This window comes from Profundibacter sp., from assembly GCF_965277155.1.
Lineage (GTDB): Bacteria > Pseudomonadota > Alphaproteobacteria > Rhodobacterales > Rhodobacteraceae > Profundibacter.
Genome location: NZ_CBDIBV010000001.1, coordinates 151,936 through 169,012, shown reverse-complemented (window position 1 = coordinate 169,012; position 17,077 = coordinate 151,936). Strand labels below are relative to the sequence as shown.

Genomic DNA, 17,077 nt, shown 5'->3' with positions numbered 1-17,077 from the left:
GCAAGACCCATGTGCGCGAATATAACCTGAAATGGAACTTCTTTGACGGCTCGCCGGAAGATGCGGTTGCGGCGCAAATGGACAAGGACCGCGTATGGGAACGCGAAACCAAACCGTTCAAGAAAACCGAAGAAGAACGTGCATGGGCACGTCTGGGCGTGGATGACCCGCATCAGGTGCTTGGTGCCAACGCCACACAAAACCCCGGTCGCTCGATCACCGGCACGCGCAAACTGCCCCCCACCGAACGTCAGGCCATCGAGGTGCTCGAGGCCAAGGACCACTGGACCAAAGCCGAGGTGCGCAAACAATATAAAAAGCTGATCAAGGTGCTGCATCCGGACCTGAACGGCGGGGACCGTTCACAAGAGGAACAGTTGCAACTGGTGGTCTGGGCATGGGAACAGATCAAAACCAGCCGCCACTTCAAAATCTGATCCGCGTCTTCTCTTTTGTGAAAATATCCGCGCCGCAGGCAACCCGAGTGCCCGAAGGGCGCGAGATATAGAGCGGCCCCGTTCAGGGGCCACTATTTAGTTGTGTTGCGCTTTATTTATCAGGGAACCTCTAAAAATCCCCCAAAATCCGGCCTGACGGGGTAGAATCGTCATCAGGATGAAAATGATTCGACCGACGGGGTTTTGTCATGGGTCAGATGGGATTTTTTGATCTTTCCAGCCGATACGCGGGACTGGACAAATCTGGTGATCCGCTGGTGTTGCTCAACGACATGGTGCCGTTCGAGGATTACCGGGACGAGCTGAAGGCCATATGGCGCACGCCGCCCGAACAGCGCAAATCCAACGCTGGCCGCCCGCCTTGGGATGAGGTGCTGATATTCAAGACGATGGTTTTGCAGCAGCTCTACAACCTCTCTGACGATCAGATCGAGTATCAGATCCGCGACCGCCTGTCGTTCATGCGGTTTCTCGGCCTTGGCATTGAAGACAGCGTACCTGACGCCAAGACCATCTGGGCCTACCGTGAAAGGCTGGCCGGGGCCGGGAAGATGAAGGAGCTGTTTGACAAGTTCGATGCCTTTCTGCGCGAAAAGGGCTATCTGGCGATGGGCGGGCAGATTGTTGATGCGAGCATCGTTCCGGCGCCGCGCCAGCACAACAAAAGGGACGAGAACGAGAAAATCAAGGCGGGCGAAACGCCTGAAGAGTGGGAGGAAAAACCCCACAAGAAGCGCCAGAAGGACGTGGATGCGCGCTGGACGAAGAAGCACGGCAAGAGCTATTACGGCTACAAGAACCACATCAATGTCGACCGGCGGCACAAATTCATCCGCGCTTATGATGTCACCGATGCCGCCGTGCATGACAGCCAGGCGCTTGCCGGTCTGATTGATGCGAGCAACACCTCATCGGACCTGTGGGCCGACAGCGCCTATCGCTCGCAAAAGATCGAAAGCGAGCTGGAAGAGCGGGGGCTTCACAGCCATATCCATCACAAGGGCAGGCGCGGCAAGCCGCTTGGCGAGCGCCAGCAAAAGGCCAACCGGAGGCGCTCGAAAGTGCGGGTCCGGGTCGAGCATGTATTCGCTTTTCAGGAGCGCTCCATGGGCGGCAAGCTGATCCGCTCCATCGGCCTGAAGCGGGCGCGATTTCGCATCGGGATGATGAACCTGGTCTACAACATGAAGCGCTTCGTCCAGTTCGAATGCGGCCTGGCGGCGCCGGGATAAGGGTTCATGGGGTGAGGTGTGCCTGAAATACCCAAAACCGGCTTGAAACCGGTGAAAATGGGTTTATGATCCGAAGCAATCAGGCGGGACAGGCGAAAAACCGTCCACCCCGCCGCGAAGAAGGCGAAAACGGGAATTTACAGAGGTTCCCTATATTTGAAGGAATGCGAGTGGCGTTTCAACAACAGTGACCCTTCAGCTCAGTTATTGCAGCTAAGACAATGGGTTAAGCGTTACTTGAAGTAGTTATCTGGGTCAGCCCCTAGATATTTTACAACATGTTACAAAACTGAACCAAAACCCCTTTAGGCAACAGCTTTGGAGAATATCGGGGGGTAGAGAACCATTTCCGCCAAAACTGCCAGAAGGGCACTCAACAGCCCACCACCTATAACCTTTGAAAACAACAAGAAAATCCGGCTGGGGCCGCAAACGGAGAACGGGTTCTCCGGGGATAGTGGCGGTGGGGACGGTTCTGGGGGCGAACGGTCTCTGCTGAAGTGGTATAGAATTCAATACCTCATGGCTAATAAAAAATACTGCCATGGCAAACTGGGCGGGTGCATCCCAATAGCATCAACGTTCACCCAGCGCGTTCTCAATCGTCCGCAGGATTGGTGCAAAAAAATAGCTGATAATACGCCGGTTTTCCGTCGTTACATCAATCGTCGCCGTCATGCCCGGGCGTAGGGGTAACCTTTTGCCACCTATCTGGATAAAGCCAGCCTCAGGGAAAATACGGACAACATAGCCCCATTTCCCATCACTGATTTCAGTGGAATCCGCAGCCATATCTGCAACATGACCAAATCGCTCTGACGGGTATGCATCAAGCCGGATATTAGCTTTTTGGCCAATAGCCATAAAACCAATATCTTGGTTCGAGAAAAGGGCATCAAATTCCACGGATGATGAATCTGGAACAATGCGAAGCAATTCTGCCCCTGCCTCCACAACTCCTCCCAAAGTATAGACCTGCAATTGATCAACCGTCCCAGACAATGGTGCCCGCAGCTTTGCAGCCTCCAAGCGGTTACGGGCTGCACGCTCACTTTCTGACAAAGTTGCAAGCCGGGCATAAATTTGGTTTTTTCGATTTAGCCGCGCACTTCTAGCATCTGCCAGCACTCTGCGCCTTTCACTTTCGAGCGCCGAGCGTTCAGAGACTAGAGGTGGTCGCGGAAATTCGGACCAGTTGTTAAGGTGGATCGACTTATGAGAAAGACGATTCAAAATGACGAAACGAAAGAACCATTCTCCCGAATTCAAAGCCCGCGTTGCGCTTGAAGCAATCCGCGAGGAAATGACGATGGCGGAGCTGTCGAAGAAGTATGGTGTGCATCCAACCCAGATTGGCACATGGAAACGAGCAGCGATTGAAAACATGGCCACGGCATTTTCCAGACGGGGCCGTGATCCTGATCGGGTTGATGAAGCCCAGATTGAGAAGCTGCACTCCAAGATTGGTCAGCTGGTCGTGGAACGGGATTTTTTAGCCAACGCCTCGCAACAGTTGCTCGGGAAGCGAGGCAAAAAATGGTGAGCCGTGAGCATGATCTGAGTGTGCGACGACAATGCGGGCTACTTTCTCTGGCGCGCTCGAACCTGTATTACCAGCCAAAAGGCGAAAGTGCTGAAAATTTGCGGTTCATGACAATAATCGACAAGCAATTCTTGCAGACGCCGTGGTATGGATCACGGCAAATGGCCCGGCACATGCAGCGCCAAGGTTACAAGTGTGGTCGCCACAGGGTCCGCCGTTTGATGCGGCTGATGCGGTTGGTTCCGATCTACCAGACGCCCAACACGAGCAAGAAACATCCGCAGCATAAGATCTACCCGTATCTGCTGCGAGACCTGACGATTGATCGTCCAAACCATGTGTGGTGCGTAGATATCACCTACATTCCGATGCAGCGCGGGTTCCTCTATTTGGTCGCGATCATGGACTGGCACAGCCGCAAGGTTTTGAGCTGGAGATTGTCAAACAGCATGGAGGCAGATTTTTGCGTTGAAGCCCTGAAAGAGGCTATGGCCAAATACGGCAAGCCCGATATCATGAACAGCGACCAGGGCAGCCAGTTCACCGGGTTTGAATGGACGCAGGCGCTGAAAGAAGCCGACGTGAAAATCTCGATGGATGGCAAAGGTCGCTGGGTCGATAACCGGATGATCGAGCGGCTTTGGCGATCCTTGAAATACGAATGCATTTACCTCAACGCATTTGAAACGGGTTCGCAGACCCGCGCCGGGATCGGGAAATGGTTGGCTTACTACAACACCGAGCGCCCGCATTCCACCCACGGAATATTGACCCCGGATGAAGCCTATGACAGAAAAACAAAACCAATGAGTTTGGCAGCCTAAATGAAACCCTGATCCATCTTAAACTGGCTGCTGACTGGTCAAAAAAGTGGGACCACCTCTTGTTGTAATAGCCTTTCCGAAATCGAAAGACGTTCGGCCTGGGTTTTCAAAGCCGATTCTACTCTATCGATATTCGCTTTTGTCACTTCCTCAGATTTGCGTAGGGCATTTTCCCGTGCATCGATTTGCGCAAGTGAAGCTTGGATATCTGCAATTTCCGCCTCAAGTAATGCCCTTTGCCGTATGAGAAAGGGCGATGCAGCCAAGTCTGAAGGAATCTCAATCCTGCTTTGGGTTTCTTCAGGTGCTATAGAGTGTTGTATGTCGCCAGCCAACAGAGTTAGCAGGGCCTCAATTCTCGCATTTTCAATAATCAACCGATCGCGTTCTTCAGTGATTGTTTGCAGTTCCACCATTGCGTCGGTTGGATCAAGCTCAACCAGGACGTCACCTTTTTCCACCCGGCTGCCATTGCGAACATGGATAGCCACAATCCGGCCAGAATATTCAGGTTGAACTACCTGCACCCGATCAACAGGAACAACACGTCCCTGTCCGCGTGCCACGACTTCAATTCTAAATATAAAGGACATTACAAGAACTACCGAAAACACCGCAATTGTGAACAAGATTGTGGCGTGCAGAGTCGGAGAGGTTATTTTCATTGGCTCAGCAGGCTGATTCATTGCAAGGCCTCAAAATTGATTACCTGATCCGGGGATTCAAACAGATCCGGACTGTGTGTAATGATGATCAGTGTTGTTTCCCGTTTCAAATGCTGCAATTCACAAGCCATACGATGCTGCGCAGCAGAATCAATAGAACTGGTGGGTTCATCCAGGATAAGAACCTTCGGCCTCCGCATGAGAGAACGCGCGATGGCCACACGTTGGCGTTGCCCGCCGGAAAGTGCCGAGCCCCGCTCGCCGACCAATGTGTCCAGACCAAGAGGAAGTTCATCAACCAGAGATTCTGCCGCTGATATTCGCAAGGCCCCTTCAATTGCCTCTGCATTTGCATTCTCATCACCAATAGTTAGGTTTTCGCGCAATGTGCCGGAAAACAAGTATGGTTCCTGCGGAACATATGCGATGTTCGTGCGGACATTGTTGGGATCATATTCGGAAATATTGCATCCGCCGATAGTGATGTGCCCTTTGTCGGGGGCTTCAATTCCCGAAGCCAGCCGCCCAAACGTGGATTTCCCGACGCCTGACGGGCCCACAATAAGCGTCAGTGTATTGGGTTTGGCGACAAAGTTGAATTGCTTCAGGACGAGTTTGCCCGGAGAGTATGAAAAATCCACCCCGTGAAACTGCAATTGCGCCATGATGTCATTCGGCAGATTTGGGCGTTTGTCGAACGGTTCCATCGGCGTGTTTACAATGTCACCAAGGCGTTGCCGAGAAACACGGATGTTCTGCCAACTTTCCCATAAGCGTGAAAAATTCTGTATCGGACCTGTAATCTTTTCGGCAACAAGATGAAAAGCGATCAATTCACCGAGCGTTATCTGACCTGCAAAAACCATTTGTGCCCCAAAATATATGATGCTGATCGTGATGGTTCTGTCGACAATCAGTAGTAGCTTGTCATTCCAAATCCTTAATAATCCAACGCGGTATCCAGTTTTGAGACTTTCATTCAGCGTCAGATCCAAACGCTCCAGCATTTTTTGTTCGGCACTCAGAGCTTTGACTGCTGCAATTCCTGAAATATTTTCAACCATCTGCGTCTGGTGGGCTGCGCCTGCATCAAACTGTAAGCGAAGGCGGCGGCGCAAGAATGGACCAAATCCCATGTAAATCAGCAGCTGAATAGGCAAAGCGATAAGAACAATCATCGCCAGCGGTACCGACAGAGCCATCAGCACCCCCAGATATATCACTACAAAGATGAGATCGAGGAAAATACCGGTGGTTGAACCGACAAGAAAAGACCGAATGGCATCAGTCTCGCTGACTCTGGCAATGGTTTCACCAACCGTCCATTTGCGAAAATGGCTAAATGGAAGTCGGAACAAGTGCCCAAATATGCGGCGGCCCAATTCCCGGGTTACGCGGTTGGCAGTCAGCATGCTGAGAAGTTGAGACAAAACCTCGAAGCCAAGTTGAAACAACGACACAGCTGCAAAAACAAAGACCACGACGACTAGAGATGCTTCGCGTTGGAATGGCAGGATTCTGTCTATAGGGAACCTCTAAAAATCCCCCAAAATCCGGCCTGACGGGGTAGAATCGTCATCAGGATGAAAATGATTCGACCGACGGGGTTTTGTCATGGGTCATATGGGATTTTTTGATCTTTCCAGCCGATACGCGGGACTGGACAAATCTGGTGATCCGCTGGTGTTGCTCAACGACATGGTGCCGTTCGAGGATTACCGGGACGAGCTGAAGGCCATATGGCGCACGCCGCCCGAACAGCGCAAATCCAACGCTGGCCGCCCGCCTTGGGATGAGGTGCTGATATTCAAGACGATGGTTTTGCAGCAGCTCTACAACCTCTCTGACGATCAGATCGAGTATCAGATCCGCGACCGCCTGTCGTTCATGCGGTTTCTCGGCCTTGGCATTGAAGACAGCGTACCTGACGCCAAGACCATCTGGGCCTACCGTGAAAGGCTGGCCGGGGCCGGGAAGATGAAGGAGCTGTTTGACAAGTTCGATGCCTTTCTGCGCGAAAAGGGCTATCTGGCGATGGGCGGGCAGATTGTTGATGCGAGCATCGTTCCGGCGCCGCGCCAGCACAACAAAAGGGACGAGAACGAGAAAATCAAGGCGGGCGAAACGCCTGAAGAGTGGGAGGAAAAACCCCACAAGAAGCGCCAGAAGGACGTGGATGCGCGCGGGTTGAAACGGCCCGAATTTGTCATCGTGGACGGGGCACCGGGACTTGAGGTCGCTCTCATTGCCCTCTGGGGTGAAGATCTGCCGATCCAGAGGTGCACGGTGCACAAGCACCGCAACCTTCTGGCCAAGGCACCCAAGCGTATGCATGATGAGTTGACAGAAGATTACCGCGACATGATCTACGCCAAAACACCCGAGGAAATCGCCACCCGCCGCAAGGCATTTCTGCGAAAATGGCGGCTGAAATGCAAGGCCGTCGCTGACAGCTTGGAAGAAGCAGGAGATAAGCTTTTCACCTTCACGCGTCTGCCACAAGGCCAGTGGAAATCGGCCAGAACGACAAATGCGATCGAACGCCTGAACGAGGAATTCCGCCGCCGCATCAAGACCCAGACCGTGCTGCCATGCGCCGAGACCGTGCCGATGCTGCTTTGGGCTCTGATGGCCTCGGGGCAGATCGTCATGCGAAAGGTCGATGGCTGGGAAACGCTCGCTCAGCCCGTCGCCGACGCAACCCTTGACCAAGCCGCCTGACCGGCGCATAACTCAACCCGCTCGGAGGTGCCTGAAATCAATTTCCACCACTTTCGAGACACAACCAGAAAGAAATAATTCCAGTCAAACCACATATCGCCATTCAAGCAGTTTGCCAGCTTGGCTGCATAAACGTAGTAATCTCAGCATTAATCTTGTTTAGGAAAACTTTGCGACAGAACCAGCCTGGTATATTGGTTTCGAACAAATCAGGCTTGGGATGAACCGCCAAACAAGATAGTTAGTGCCGATGAAAAAAAGAGAATCAAGAATATTATTGAACAAGAGTTTAAGAGAAACGGGACGATAGTCGAGGTTGAATTAACATCTTGAGGCTTGCAAAAGGGACCTGCCCACCTCACTCTCCCAAAACCCTCCCATCCCCCACATCTTGCCCCACATGCACCACCCCGGTCCGGCGGGCGCTCTCCCCCCTTCAAACCCACCGCACAATTCACCCCTAACGGCGGCGGCAGCCATGCGGGCGGCTGGTCCTCGCCCAACATCGCCAGCCGGTAATATCGGCCATCACTGCTACCTGACTGCAGCTTTGATATTTTAAGGCAGGATGCAAAGAAGTATCACCAAAAAGACCCCCCTCGGGCAACCTAATGCCAGAAGGGGGCACATTGCGAAACAATGCCAGGTTAGCGTGGTTTAATCATTGTCGCCGCCACCTTCGCCGCCCTCGCCACCTTCGCCACCACCTTCACCGCCGCCAGCGCCACCTTCGCCACCTTCGCTATCCCCATGTTCGGATCGTCATTATCACTTGCGGCTGCGGTTCCGCCGGTTGCAGTGTCGGTGCCCCCGTTTGTTACCTTGGTCGTTGCGGGTGTCGCAGTTGCCGGTGCTGTTGCAGGAGTCGCTGTTGGCTGTGTTGCCGGGGCGGTGGCCTGAGCCGATGCCAGACCTGCGCCAAATACGCTTGCTGCGATTGCCAGTGCTGCGGTGCTTGTCAGTAGATTTTTCATTTTATTCATCCTGTTTATTCAGACCCGTATTCGGGTGTTTGGTTGTGCCCGATCCGGGCGATTAAGTTCTGTTTGTCCGGCAAGCCATCAAGCCACGCCGTTTCGACAAGGATGACTATCGGGACTATTTCTGCCAGATGATATTGACGGATCGTTTATTCCGGAAATCTTATCCGGAGGTTTAAGTCCCTAAACCTTTTTCCAAAGCCAATGCATTGTAATTATTATACTTTGCTGATCCTGTTATTCCGGAATTTACCGCCTAAACTTTTGATTAGAACAGGGGATCAGGCTTGGCATAAACAAAATGAAACCCTGAATGGCGACTGCCAGCTTGCCATACGCAAGTCTTGCGCAAATCAGCCGCCGATCATACTGCCAAACTCGTTAATTCATCACGCCGCGCAAAACCCCGTATTTCCCACACTAGCATTTCCGCAAGCGTGCCCTTAACCTGCCCCGCATGATCCGTTATGCCGCCACCCGCTTGCTGTCCCTTGCCCTCAGTTTGCTGATGGCCTCGGTCGTCGTATTTGCCGTGGTCGAGGTGATCCCCGGCGATCCGGCCTCTTATATGTTGGGCCTGAACGCCACCCCCGAAGCAGTCGAGGCTTTGCGCAATGAACTGGGTCTGAACGGGTCAATCTGGGCGCGTTATATCGGTTGGGTTTCCGGTATGTTGGTGGGCGATTTCGGGCAATCCTACACCTACCGCGTGCCGGTTTCCGACCTGATTGCCCAACGCATCTGGGTATCGCTGCCGCTGGCGCTGATTGCGCTGCTGATGTCCACCTTTATCGCCTTTCCGGTCGGCCTGATTGCCGCTGCGCGGCGCGGGAAATTTAGCGATTACAGCATCATGGGACTAACCCAACTGGGCATCGCCGTGCCGAATTTCTGGTTTGCCATGCTGCTGGTGCTGGTGTTCGCGATCAATCTGCACTGGTTCGGGGCCGGCGGTTTTCCGGGCTGGGAAAACGGCATCCTTGCCGGTCTAAAGGCACTGACCCTGCCTGCCATTGCGCTGGCCCTGCCCCAAGCCTCGATCCTTGCCCGCGTGATGCGTTCCTCCCTGCTGGAAACCCTGACGCAGGATTACATCCGGTCCGCCCGCGCCAAGGGCCTGACCCGCGCGCAGGCCTTGCGCCGCCACGCCCTGCGCAACGCGATGATTCCGGTGCTGACCATCATTGGGTTGCAGTTCTCGTTTCTTCTGGCCGGTGCCATCATTATCGAAAACGTGTTCTACCTGCCCGGTCTTGGGCAGTTGATTTACAAGGGCATCACCCAGCGCGATCTGGTGGTGGTGGAAAGCGTTGTGATGCTGCTGGTTTTCGCCGTGATCCTTGTCACTTTCCTTGTCGATCTGGCCTATGCCGCCGTTTACCCCCGTCTAAGGAAACGCTGATGAGACTGCCGATCCAACTGATCCTCGGGGCCTTGCTGACATCGTTTTTCGTCATCGCGGTGCTAGTGTCCTTTGTCTGGACCCCGCATGACGTCACCGTGCTGACCATTGCTGACAAGCTGCAACCGCCATCGGATAAATACTGGCTGGGCACCGACCATTTCGGACGCGATATGTTTTCCATGCTGATGGTTGGCGCGCGCACGTCCATCGCCGTGGCCATTATCGCGGTGGGTATCGGCATGGGCATCGGCGTGCCGCTGGGTCTGATGGCGGCGGCCAACAAAGGCAGCCTGCTGGACGAGGTGATCATGCGCGGCAATGATCTGATCTTTGCCTTTCCCTCGCTTGTCATTGCCATCCTGATCACCGCCGTTTTCGGCCCCTCGGCCGTAAACGCCATCCTTGCCATCGGTATTTTCAACATCCCCGTTTTCGCCCGTGTTTCCCGTGGTGCAGCACTTTCGGTCTGGACACTGGATTACATCCTTGCCGCGCGCACTTTTGGCAAAGGGCGGGTGCGGATTTCGGCGGAACATATCCTGCCCAACATCGCCAACTTGTTGATCGTGCAAGGCACCATCCAGTTTTCGCTGGGCATTCTGGCCGAAGCGGGCCTGTCATACGTTGGTCTTGGCGCACAGCCCCCGACCCCCAGTTGGGGCCGGATGCTGGCCGATGCGCAAACCATGATCTACACCAAACCGATGCTGGCCGTCCTGCCCGGCATGGCGATTGTGTTTATGGTTTTGGGGCTGAACCTGATGGGCGACGGGTTGCGCGATCTGCTGGATCCACGGATCAGGAGGGAGCGTTGATATGATCTCGCTGCGCAACCTGAACCTGTCGATCCATCGCCTGCCAATCCTGAAAGACGTCGGTTTCGACATCGCGCAGGGGCAGATATTCGGATTGGTTGGCGAAAGCGGCTCGGGCAAATCCATGACCGCGCTGGCGCTGATGCAACTGCTGCCGCAAGGGTTTTCCGCCAGCGGTCAGGTGATGGTCGACGGCACCGATGTTCTGGCCCTGTCCGAGGCCGAAATGTGCGCCCTGCGCGGCAATGAAATCGGCATGATCTTTCAGGAACCGATGACGGCGCTCAATCCGGTGCAGACCATCGGCGATCAGGTGGCTGAAACCCTGCTGATCCACGGCAAGGCCAACAAGACCGAAGCCGCCAAAATCGCCCGCCATATGCTGAACCGTGTTGGCCTGCCCGAAGATAAATTCCCCGCGTCCCGCTATCCGCACGAACTGTCCGGCGGCCAACGCCAGCGAGTGTGCATCGCTATGGCGATTGCCCTGCGCCCCAAGCTGCTGATCGCCGATGAACCCACCACCGCGCTGGATGTGACCACGCAGGCGCAAATTCTGGAGCTGTTACAGGAACTGGTCGCCGAAGAAGATATGTCGCTGCTGCTGATTACCCATGATCTGGCCGTGGTGGCGGGCATGGCCGATTATGTGGCGGTGATGCGCAAGGGTGAAATCGTGGAACAGGGTGAAACCGAACACCTGTTCAAAACCATGTCGCACCCCTACACAAGGCAGTTGTTCGAGGCCTCAAGCCACCAACCCGACCACGGGGCCGTGACGCAGGAAACACCGATCCTCGAGGTGATAAATGCCACCCGCGAATACGCCGCCCCGCGCAGCAAACTGTTCCACCGCCCGCCCCCGTTTCGCGCTGTGGATAACGTCAGTTTCACCCTGAAACGTGGCGAAAGCCTTGGGCTGGTTGGCGAAAGCGGCTGTGGCAAATCCACCCTGACCCGTGCCATTCTGGGGCTGGATCCTTTGCAGGGCGGTGAAATCCGCCTGTCCGGCGAACCGGTTCTGGCCGGACAACACATGCCCACCCATCTGCGCCAGAAGGTGCAGGTGGTGTTTCAGGACCCCTACGGCAGCTTCAACCCGCGTCACAAGGTTCTGCGCTTGGTGATGGAACCGTTCCACCTGACCACCCCGCCCGACAACGCCCGCGAACATGTGGCCGAGGCTCTGGAAACCGTCGGCATGCCGGCGGACGCGATGGACCGCTACATCCACGAATTTTCCGGCGGCCAACGCCAGCGCATCGCCATCGCCCGCGCGCTGGTTCTGCACCCCGACCTGATCGTGCTGGACGAGGCCGTCTCGGCGCTGGATGTATCCATCCGCGCACAAATCCTTGACCTGCTGGCCGATCTGCAAAAACGGCTGGGGCTGTCCTATCTGTTCATTAGTCATGACCTAACCGTGGTGCAGGCGATCACCGATCGGGTGCTGGTGATGCAGCGGGGCAAGATCGTTGAAACTGGGCCAACAGAACAAGTGTTCATGTCGCCCGCCCATCCCTATACAAAACAACTGCTGAACGCCGCACCACAAATCCCTGCGGACTGGCAAGCGAGGTAAGACAACATGCTGAAAAATATCTGGTATCCCACCGACAAACTGTTCATCGGCGGTGAATGGGTGGCGCCCAAAGGCGGGGAAACACTGCAACTGGAAGACCCGTCCGACGGCACCCCGCTGGCCCCAATCGCACGCGGCAAAGCGACCGATATTGATGCGGCGGTTGCAGCGGCGCAGGCGGCCATGGACGGCGAATGGGGCCGCACCACGGCGCTGGAACGCGGCCGCATCCTGACGCGGATGGGGCAACTGGTTTTGCAGAAGGTTGATGAACTGGGCATCATCGAGGCCCATGATGTGGGCAAGCCCCTGACACAGGCCCGCAATGACGCCATCGCCCTGGCCCGTTATATGGAATTTTACGGCGGGGCTGCGGACAAGGTGCATGGCGAAACCATTCCCTATATGGACGGCTATACCGTTTACACCCTGAGAGAACCGCACGGGGTAACGGGGCATATCGTGCCGTGGAATTACCCGATGCAGATCATTGGCCGATCCGTCGGGGCGGCGCTGGCGATGGGCAACGCCTGTGTGTTGAAACCGGCGGAAGAGGCCTGTCTGACAGCGCTGGGTTTCGCCGCAATTGCCCAAGAGGCCGGCCTGCCCGCCGGTGCGTTGAACGTAGTGCCGGGATTGGGCGAAGAGGCCGGCGCGGCCCTGTCCGGCCATACCGGCATCCAGCATATATCCTTTACCGGCTCGGTCGGGGTGGGCAAACTGGTGCAGGCCGCAGCGGCGCAGAATGTCATTCCGGTGACGCTGGAACTGGGGGGGAAATCGCCGCAGGTAGTGTTTGATGACGCCGATCTGGATGCCGCCCTGCCGTTCCTTGTCGGGGCCTGCATCCAGAATGCGGGGCAGACCTGTTCAGCCGCTTCGCGCGTGCTGATCCAGCGCGGGGTTTATGATAAACTGCTGGCGCGGATGGCAGACAGTTATAGCGGCATGATGGTGGGGCCTGCGATGGCAGATGCCAACGTCGGCCCGCTGATTTCAGCCCGGCAAAAGGAAATTGTCACCGAGTTTCTGGAGCAGGGCAAAGATCTGCGTCTGGCCGCCCAGGGCAGTATTATCGAGGGCACACCAGAGGGCGGACATTATGTAGTGCCAACCCTATTTGCCGATGTGCCGCCGGATCACGCACTGGCCCAGAATGAAATTTTCGGTCCCGTTCAGGTGGTGATCCCGTTTGAAGACGAAGCCGAAGCGATTGCGATTGCCAACGGCACAGACTTCGGGCTGGTGGCAAGTGTCTGGAGCCGCGATGGCGCAAGGCAAATGCGCATGGCCAAGGCGCTGAAGGCCGGTCAGGTGTTCATCAACAATTACGGTGCGGGCGGCGGGGTTGAACTGCCTTTTGGCGGGGTTGGAAAATCCGGTCACGGACGCGAAAAAGGATTCGAGGCACTGTATGGATTTTCGGTTTTGAAAACGGTGGCTGCCTATCACGGGTAACCGAAATCTTTGAAAGATTTCGTGCTGTTTTCTTTGAAGGGAACCTCTAAAAATCCCCCAAAATCCGGCCTGACGGGGTAGAATCGTCATCAGGATGAAAATGATTCGACCGACGGGGTTTTGTCATGGGTCAGATGGGATTTTTTGATCTTTCCAGCCGATACGCGGGACTGGACAAATCTGGTGATCCGCTGGTGTTGCTCAACGACATGGTGCCGTTCGAGGATTACCGGGACGAGCTGAAGGCCATATGGCGCACGCCGCCCGAACAGCGCAAATCCAACGCTGGCCGCCCGCCTTGGGATGAGGTGCTGATATTCAAGACGATGGTTTTGCAGCAGCTCTACAACCTCTCTGACGATCAGATCGAGTATCAGATCCGCGACCGCCTGTCGTTCATGCGGTTTCTCGGCCTTGGCATTGAAGACAGCGTACCTGACGCCAAGACCATCTGGGCCTACCGTGAAAGGCTGGCCGGGGCCGGGAAGATGAAGGAGCTGTTTGACAAGTTCGATGCCTTTCTGCGCGAAAAGGGCTATCTGGCGATGGGCGGGCAGATTGTTGATGCGAGCATCGTTCCGGCGCCGCGCCAGCACAACAAAAGGGACGAGAACGAGAAAATCAAGGCGGGCGAAACGCCTGAAGAGTGGGAGGAAAAACCCCACAAGAAGCGCCAGAAGGACGTGGATGCGCGCTGGACGAAGAAGCACGGCAAGAGCTATTACGGCTACAAGAACCACATCAATGTCGACCGGCGGCACAAATTCATCCGCGCTTATGATGTCACCGATGCCGCCGTGCATGACAGCCAGGCGCTTGCCGGTCTGATTGATGCGAGCAACACCTCATCGGACCTGTGGGCCGACAGCGCCTATCGCTCGCAAAAGATCGAAAGCGAGCTGGAAGAGCGGGGGCTTCACAGCCATATCCATCACAAGGGCAGGCGCGGCAAGCCGCTTGGCGAGCGCCAGCAAAAGGCCAACCGGAGGCGCTCGAAAGTGCGGGTCCGGGTCGAGCATGTATTCGCTTTTCAGGAGCGCTCCATGGGCGGCAAGCTGATCCGCTCCATCGGCCTGAAGCGGGCGCGATTTCGCATCGGGATGATGAACCTGGTCTACAACATGAAGCGCTTCGTCCAGTTCGAATGCGGCCTGGCGGCGCCGGGATAAGGGTTCATGGGGTGAGGTGTGCCTGAAATACCCAAAACCGGCTTGAAACCGGTGAAAATGGGTTTATGATCCGAAGCAATCAGGCGGGACAGGCGAAAAACCGTCCACCCCGCCGCGAAGAAGGCGAAAACGGGAATTTACAGAGGTTCCCTGAAAGAAAACAGCACGACGCCCGGATTCGTTTTACCTACCCGTGCGGGTTTACACCGGTGGCCATCATCCAGTGATGATCCTGATGGTGCATGCCCAGCGCCATGATCCCGAAAAACCCGAGCGCACGCAGTTTATCCATGTCACCTGCGGCTATTGTAACGGTCAGAACCACCCCGGTTTCGGTTTTTTCCGGGCTAAAGGTCCAGTCACCTGTTCCGTTCATGATACCCGAATGGGCAATCGCCATCCGCTGAATGGACCCGATGGTTTTACCCGTTCCCGTCACAGCGAACTGAAAGCCGTTTGCAACCTCGGTCGTCTGGACTTCGGCGTCGGTGAACACCAGTTCCATATCGACCAGATGTTCACGCAAGGCAGGAATGTTTACCTTGGACCAGTCGGTATCCGGATCAGCCACAAGCGCGAGAACAATTTCCTCGATTGCGGCAAAGGCGGACTGGCCCGCTTCGGTCGCAGGGTTCATTTGCATGCCGGTCGCCATGGTTTGCATCTGGGCCATGCCGTTGCCATTCATCATTGCCTCGTGGTTCATGCCTGTATGGGCTTCCTGTGCCACGGCGAAATTTGGCATGGTCGCCAACAGACCCGCAATCAATAGATGTTTCATGTGCAATTTCCTGTTCCTGATTGATTTCCTGAATAGAGCTTGCCTGATAAATCCAATGTGTGACATGATAGTAATCATGTCGCAGAGCTTTTTTGACCACCTACAGCAGCTTCGCCATACCCGCCGCACCCTTGCGGCTGGGACAATGCTGTTTGATCGCGACGATCCTGTGACATCGGTTTACAGGGTCGAAAGCGGTGAAGTGCATCTTTTGCGGAGGCAGGCAGACGGGGCGGAATTCATCCTGCAACGGGCGCAGGCAGGGGGGCTGTTGGCCGAGGCGTCAATCACTTCAATGGCCTATCATTGCGGCGCTGTTGCGGTTCGCCCATCGGTTTTGACGGTGTTTTCGCGCACGGATGTGAAGGCGTTGATTGCCAATAACCAACAGGCCGCTGCCGCATTTGCCACCCATCTGGCACGCGAGGTGCGCGAGGCGCGGATGCGGGCCGAAATATTGTCGCTGAATCGGGTGTCAGAGCGGTTGGACGCCTGGCTAATCTGGAATGATAATACCCTGATAAACAAGGGGAAATGGCATCAGATTGCCAAAGAAATCGGAGTATCACCCGAAGCGCTGTACAGAGAGCTTGCGCGGCGTCGGTAAAGCAGGCAGATTGCGCGTAACAGATATGAAAACCGGGGGTAATCCGATGCGACTTGAAGGGAAAACAGCGATTGTAACGGGGGCCGGTTCCGGCTTTGGCGCAGGCATTGCCCGCAAATTTGCCGCCGAAGGCGCGCGGGTGATGGTGGCCGATATCAATATGGAGGGGGCCGAGGCTGTGGCCGCCGGTGTGGGCGGCATTGCGCAGAAAGTGGATGTCTCGAATGGTGAAAGCGTGGCCGATATGATCAAGGCAGCGCAAGAGGCGTTCGGGCAGATCGACATACTGGTGAACAACGCCGGTATTACCCATATTCCCGGCCCGATGGAGCAGGTCAGCGAAGAGGATTTCGACCGCGTGTTGGCCGTTAATGCCAAATCGGTCTACCTGACCGCACGCGAATTGGTGCCGTTGATGAAGGCGGCCAAGGCGGGGGTGATCCTGAATGTGGCCTCGACCGCGGGGGTTTCGCCGCGTCCGAACCTGAACTGGTATAATGCCTCCAAAGGCTGGATGATCACTGCAACGCGCACAATGGCGGTGGAACTGGCCCCCTTTGGCATACGGGTGAACGCGATCAATCCGGTGGCCGGTGACACGCCGCTTCTGAAAACATTCATGGGCGAGGACACGCCGGAAATTCGGGCCAAGTTTTTGTCGACCATCCCGATCGGGCGCTTTTCCACGCCTGAGGATATGGGCAATGCGGCGGCGTTCCTGTGCTCGGACGAGGCCAGCATGATCACCGGTGTTGCGATGGAAGTTGACGGCGGGCGGTGTATTTAAGGGTGGCAAACGGGGGTTTCACACCCCCGCACCCCCGTTTCACACCCCCG

Annotated in this window: 18 protein-coding genes and 1 pseudogene; 14 read left to right on the top strand and 5 right to left on the bottom strand. The window is 55.6% G+C overall.

Annotated features, from left to right (window positions below; genetic code table 11):
- The 4 genes and pseudogenes from ACQY4M_RS00830 to ACQY4M_RS00815 form a co-directional block, all read left to right on the top strand.
- On the top strand, window positions 1-437 hold a 437-nt coding region (locus ACQY4M_RS00830), incomplete at its 5' end, for a J domain-containing protein (RefSeq protein WP_428539579.1).
- Between the two features lie 209 nt (window positions 438-646).
- A complete protein-coding gene (locus tag ACQY4M_RS00825; protein ID WP_428539227.1) occupies window positions 647-1,690 on the top strand; it encodes an IS5 family transposase in 1,044 nt (347 codons plus the stop codon).
- A gap of 65 nt (window positions 1,691-1,755) precedes the next feature.
- Window positions 1,756-1,881 (top strand): hypothetical protein, encoded by a 126-nt coding sequence (locus ACQY4M_RS00820; RefSeq protein WP_428539576.1) that lies wholly within the window; start codon window positions 1,756-1,758, stop codon window positions 1,879-1,881.
- Window positions 1,841-1,936: pseudogene (locus ACQY4M_RS00815) on the top strand (IS1595 family transposase); the annotation flags it as partial. The gene ACQY4M_RS00820 and the pseudogene ACQY4M_RS00815, both read left to right, overlap by 41 nt.
- A 330-nt stretch (window positions 1,937-2,266) precedes the next feature.
- Here the strand turns inward: ACQY4M_RS00815 and ACQY4M_RS00810 are convergent.
- Window positions 2,267-2,818, bottom strand: coding sequence for an HlyD family efflux transporter periplasmic adaptor subunit (locus ACQY4M_RS00810; protein ID WP_428539573.1), 552 nt, complete (start codon window positions 2,816-2,818; stop codon window positions 2,267-2,269).
- A 106-nt stretch (window positions 2,819-2,924) separates the two neighbouring features.
- On the opposite strand from ACQY4M_RS00810, the gene ACQY4M_RS00805 reads away from it, so the two are divergent.
- Window positions 2,925-4,057 (top strand): IS3 family transposase gene (locus tag ACQY4M_RS00805; protein WP_428539245.1). Its coding sequence is split into 2 segments (ribosomal slippage): window positions 2,925-3,177 and window positions 3,177-4,057, totalling 1,134 coding nucleotides; the frame shifts between segments, so codons are not numbered across the junction.
- 38 nt (window positions 4,058-4,095) lie between these two features.
- On the opposite strand, the gene ACQY4M_RS00800 is transcribed toward ACQY4M_RS00805, so the two are convergent.
- Together ACQY4M_RS00800 and ACQY4M_RS00795 are read right to left on the bottom strand one after the other, a co-directional pair.
- On the bottom strand, window positions 4,096-4,743 hold the full coding sequence (locus tag ACQY4M_RS00800; protein WP_428539570.1) for a biotin/lipoyl-binding protein: 648 nt from the start codon (window positions 4,741-4,743) through the stop codon (window positions 4,096-4,098).
- Entirely contained in the window at window positions 4,740-6,236 is a 1,497-nt protein-coding gene (locus ACQY4M_RS00795) for a peptidase domain-containing ABC transporter (RefSeq protein WP_428539624.1), read from the bottom strand. Before ACQY4M_RS00795 ends, ACQY4M_RS00800 begins: the two co-directional genes overlap by 4 nt.
- A gap of 100 nt (window positions 6,237-6,336) precedes the next feature.
- On the opposite strand from ACQY4M_RS00795, the gene ACQY4M_RS00790 reads away from it, so the two are divergent.
- Complete coding sequence (locus tag ACQY4M_RS00790; RefSeq protein WP_428539567.1) at window positions 6,337-7,443, top strand: transposase; 1,107 nt, start codon at window positions 6,337-6,339, stop codon at window positions 7,441-7,443.
- 647 nt (window positions 7,444-8,090) lie between these two features.
- On the opposite strand, the gene ACQY4M_RS00785 is transcribed toward ACQY4M_RS00790, so the two are convergent.
- Entirely contained in the window at window positions 8,091-8,417 is a 327-nt protein-coding gene (locus tag ACQY4M_RS00785; RefSeq protein WP_428539564.1) for a hypothetical protein, read from the bottom strand.
- Window positions 8,418-8,880: 463 nt separating this feature from the next.
- Here ACQY4M_RS00785 and ACQY4M_RS00780 point away from each other — a divergent pair, with 463 nt between their 5' ends.
- The 6 genes from ACQY4M_RS00780 (at window position 8,881) to ACQY4M_RS00755 (ending at window position 15,079) form a co-directional block, all read left to right on the top strand.
- Window positions 8,881-9,825, top strand: a complete 945-nt coding sequence (locus ACQY4M_RS00780) for an ABC transporter permease (protein WP_428539561.1) — start codon at window positions 8,881-8,883, stop codon at window positions 9,823-9,825.
- A gap of 5 nt (window positions 9,826-9,830) precedes the next feature.
- Window positions 9,831-10,643 (top strand): ABC transporter permease, encoded by an 813-nt coding sequence (locus ACQY4M_RS00775; RefSeq protein WP_428539621.1) that lies wholly within the window; start codon window positions 9,831-9,833, stop codon window positions 10,641-10,643.
- A gap of 1 nt (window position 10,644) precedes the next feature.
- Window positions 10,645-12,225, top strand: coding sequence for an ABC transporter ATP-binding protein (locus ACQY4M_RS00770; protein ID WP_428539558.1), 1,581 nt, complete (start codon window positions 10,645-10,647; stop codon window positions 12,223-12,225).
- A gap of 6 nt (window positions 12,226-12,231) precedes the next feature.
- Window positions 12,232-13,683, top strand: coding sequence for an aldehyde dehydrogenase family protein (locus ACQY4M_RS00765; protein WP_428539555.1), 1,452 nt, complete (start codon window positions 12,232-12,234; stop codon window positions 13,681-13,683).
- Window positions 13,684-13,808: 125 nt separating this feature from the next.
- Window positions 13,809-14,852 carry an IS5 family transposase gene (locus ACQY4M_RS00760; RefSeq protein ID WP_428539227.1) on the top strand — a complete coding sequence of 348 codons (1,044 nt, stop codon included), beginning with the start codon at window positions 13,809-13,811 and terminating at the stop codon, window positions 14,850-14,852.
- A gap of 65 nt (window positions 14,853-14,917) precedes the next feature.
- Entirely contained in the window at window positions 14,918-15,079 is a 162-nt protein-coding gene (locus tag ACQY4M_RS00755; protein ID WP_428539552.1) for a hypothetical protein, read from the top strand.
- On the opposite strand, the gene ACQY4M_RS00750 is transcribed toward ACQY4M_RS00755, so the two are convergent.
- On the bottom strand, window positions 15,040-15,633 hold the full coding sequence (locus tag ACQY4M_RS00750; RefSeq protein ID WP_428539627.1) for a hypothetical protein: 594 nt from the start codon (window positions 15,631-15,633) through the stop codon (window positions 15,040-15,042). The two genes, ACQY4M_RS00755 and ACQY4M_RS00750, sit on opposite strands and share 40 nt — an antisense overlap.
- Between ACQY4M_RS00750 and ACQY4M_RS00745 the strand changes: the two genes are divergently transcribed.
- Window positions 15,524-16,240 carry a Crp/Fnr family transcriptional regulator gene (locus ACQY4M_RS00745; protein WP_428539618.1) on the top strand — a complete coding sequence of 239 codons (717 nt, stop codon included), beginning with the start codon at window positions 15,524-15,526 and terminating at the stop codon, window positions 16,238-16,240. The genes ACQY4M_RS00750 and ACQY4M_RS00745 overlap by 110 nt on opposite strands.
- Window positions 16,241-16,286: 46 nt before the next feature.
- The gene (locus ACQY4M_RS00740; protein ID WP_428539549.1) at window positions 16,287-17,027 is read left to right on the top strand and encodes an SDR family oxidoreductase; all 741 of its coding nucleotides are present in this window, start codon (window positions 16,287-16,289) and stop codon (window positions 17,025-17,027) included.
- Window positions 17,028-17,077 lie beyond the last annotated feature (50 nt).

Excerpts from the sequence above, each read along its gene's own strand:
- ACQY4M_RS00825 (WP_428539227.1), top strand. The coding sequence starts at position 647 with ATGGGTCAGATGGGATTTTTTGATCTTTCCAGCCGATACGCGGGACTG.
- ACQY4M_RS00800 (WP_428539570.1), bottom strand. The coding sequence starts at position 4,743 with ATGAATCAGCCTGCTGAGCCAATGAAAATAACCTCTCCGACTCTGCAC.
- ACQY4M_RS00745 (WP_428539618.1), top strand. The coding sequence starts at position 15,524 with ATGCCGTTGCCATTCATCATTGCCTCGTGGTTCATGCCTGTATGGGCT.
- ACQY4M_RS00785 (WP_428539564.1), bottom strand. The coding sequence starts at position 8,417 with ATGAAAAATCTACTGACAAGCACCGCAGCACTGGCAATCGCAGCAAGC.
- ACQY4M_RS00820 (WP_428539576.1), top strand. The coding sequence starts at position 1,756 with ATGATCCGAAGCAATCAGGCGGGACAGGCGAAAAACCGTCCACCCCGC.
- ACQY4M_RS00790 (WP_428539567.1), top strand. The coding sequence starts at position 6,337 with ATGGGTCATATGGGATTTTTTGATCTTTCCAGCCGATACGCGGGACTG.
- ACQY4M_RS00755 (WP_428539552.1), top strand. The coding sequence starts at position 14,918 with ATGATCCGAAGCAATCAGGCGGGACAGGCGAAAAACCGTCCACCCCGC.
- ACQY4M_RS00765 (WP_428539555.1), top strand. The coding sequence starts at position 12,232 with ATGCTGAAAAATATCTGGTATCCCACCGACAAACTGTTCATCGGCGGT.
- ACQY4M_RS00740 (WP_428539549.1), top strand. The coding sequence starts at position 16,287 with ATGCGACTTGAAGGGAAAACAGCGATTGTAACGGGGGCCGGTTCCGGC.
- ACQY4M_RS00760 (WP_428539227.1), top strand. The coding sequence starts at position 13,809 with ATGGGTCAGATGGGATTTTTTGATCTTTCCAGCCGATACGCGGGACTG.
- ACQY4M_RS00770 (WP_428539558.1), top strand. The coding sequence starts at position 10,645 with ATGATCTCGCTGCGCAACCTGAACCTGTCGATCCATCGCCTGCCAATC.
- ACQY4M_RS00780 (WP_428539561.1), top strand. The coding sequence starts at position 8,881 with ATGATCCGTTATGCCGCCACCCGCTTGCTGTCCCTTGCCCTCAGTTTG.
- ACQY4M_RS00750 (WP_428539627.1), bottom strand. The coding sequence starts at position 15,633 with ATGAAACATCTATTGATTGCGGGTCTGTTGGCGACCATGCCAAATTTC.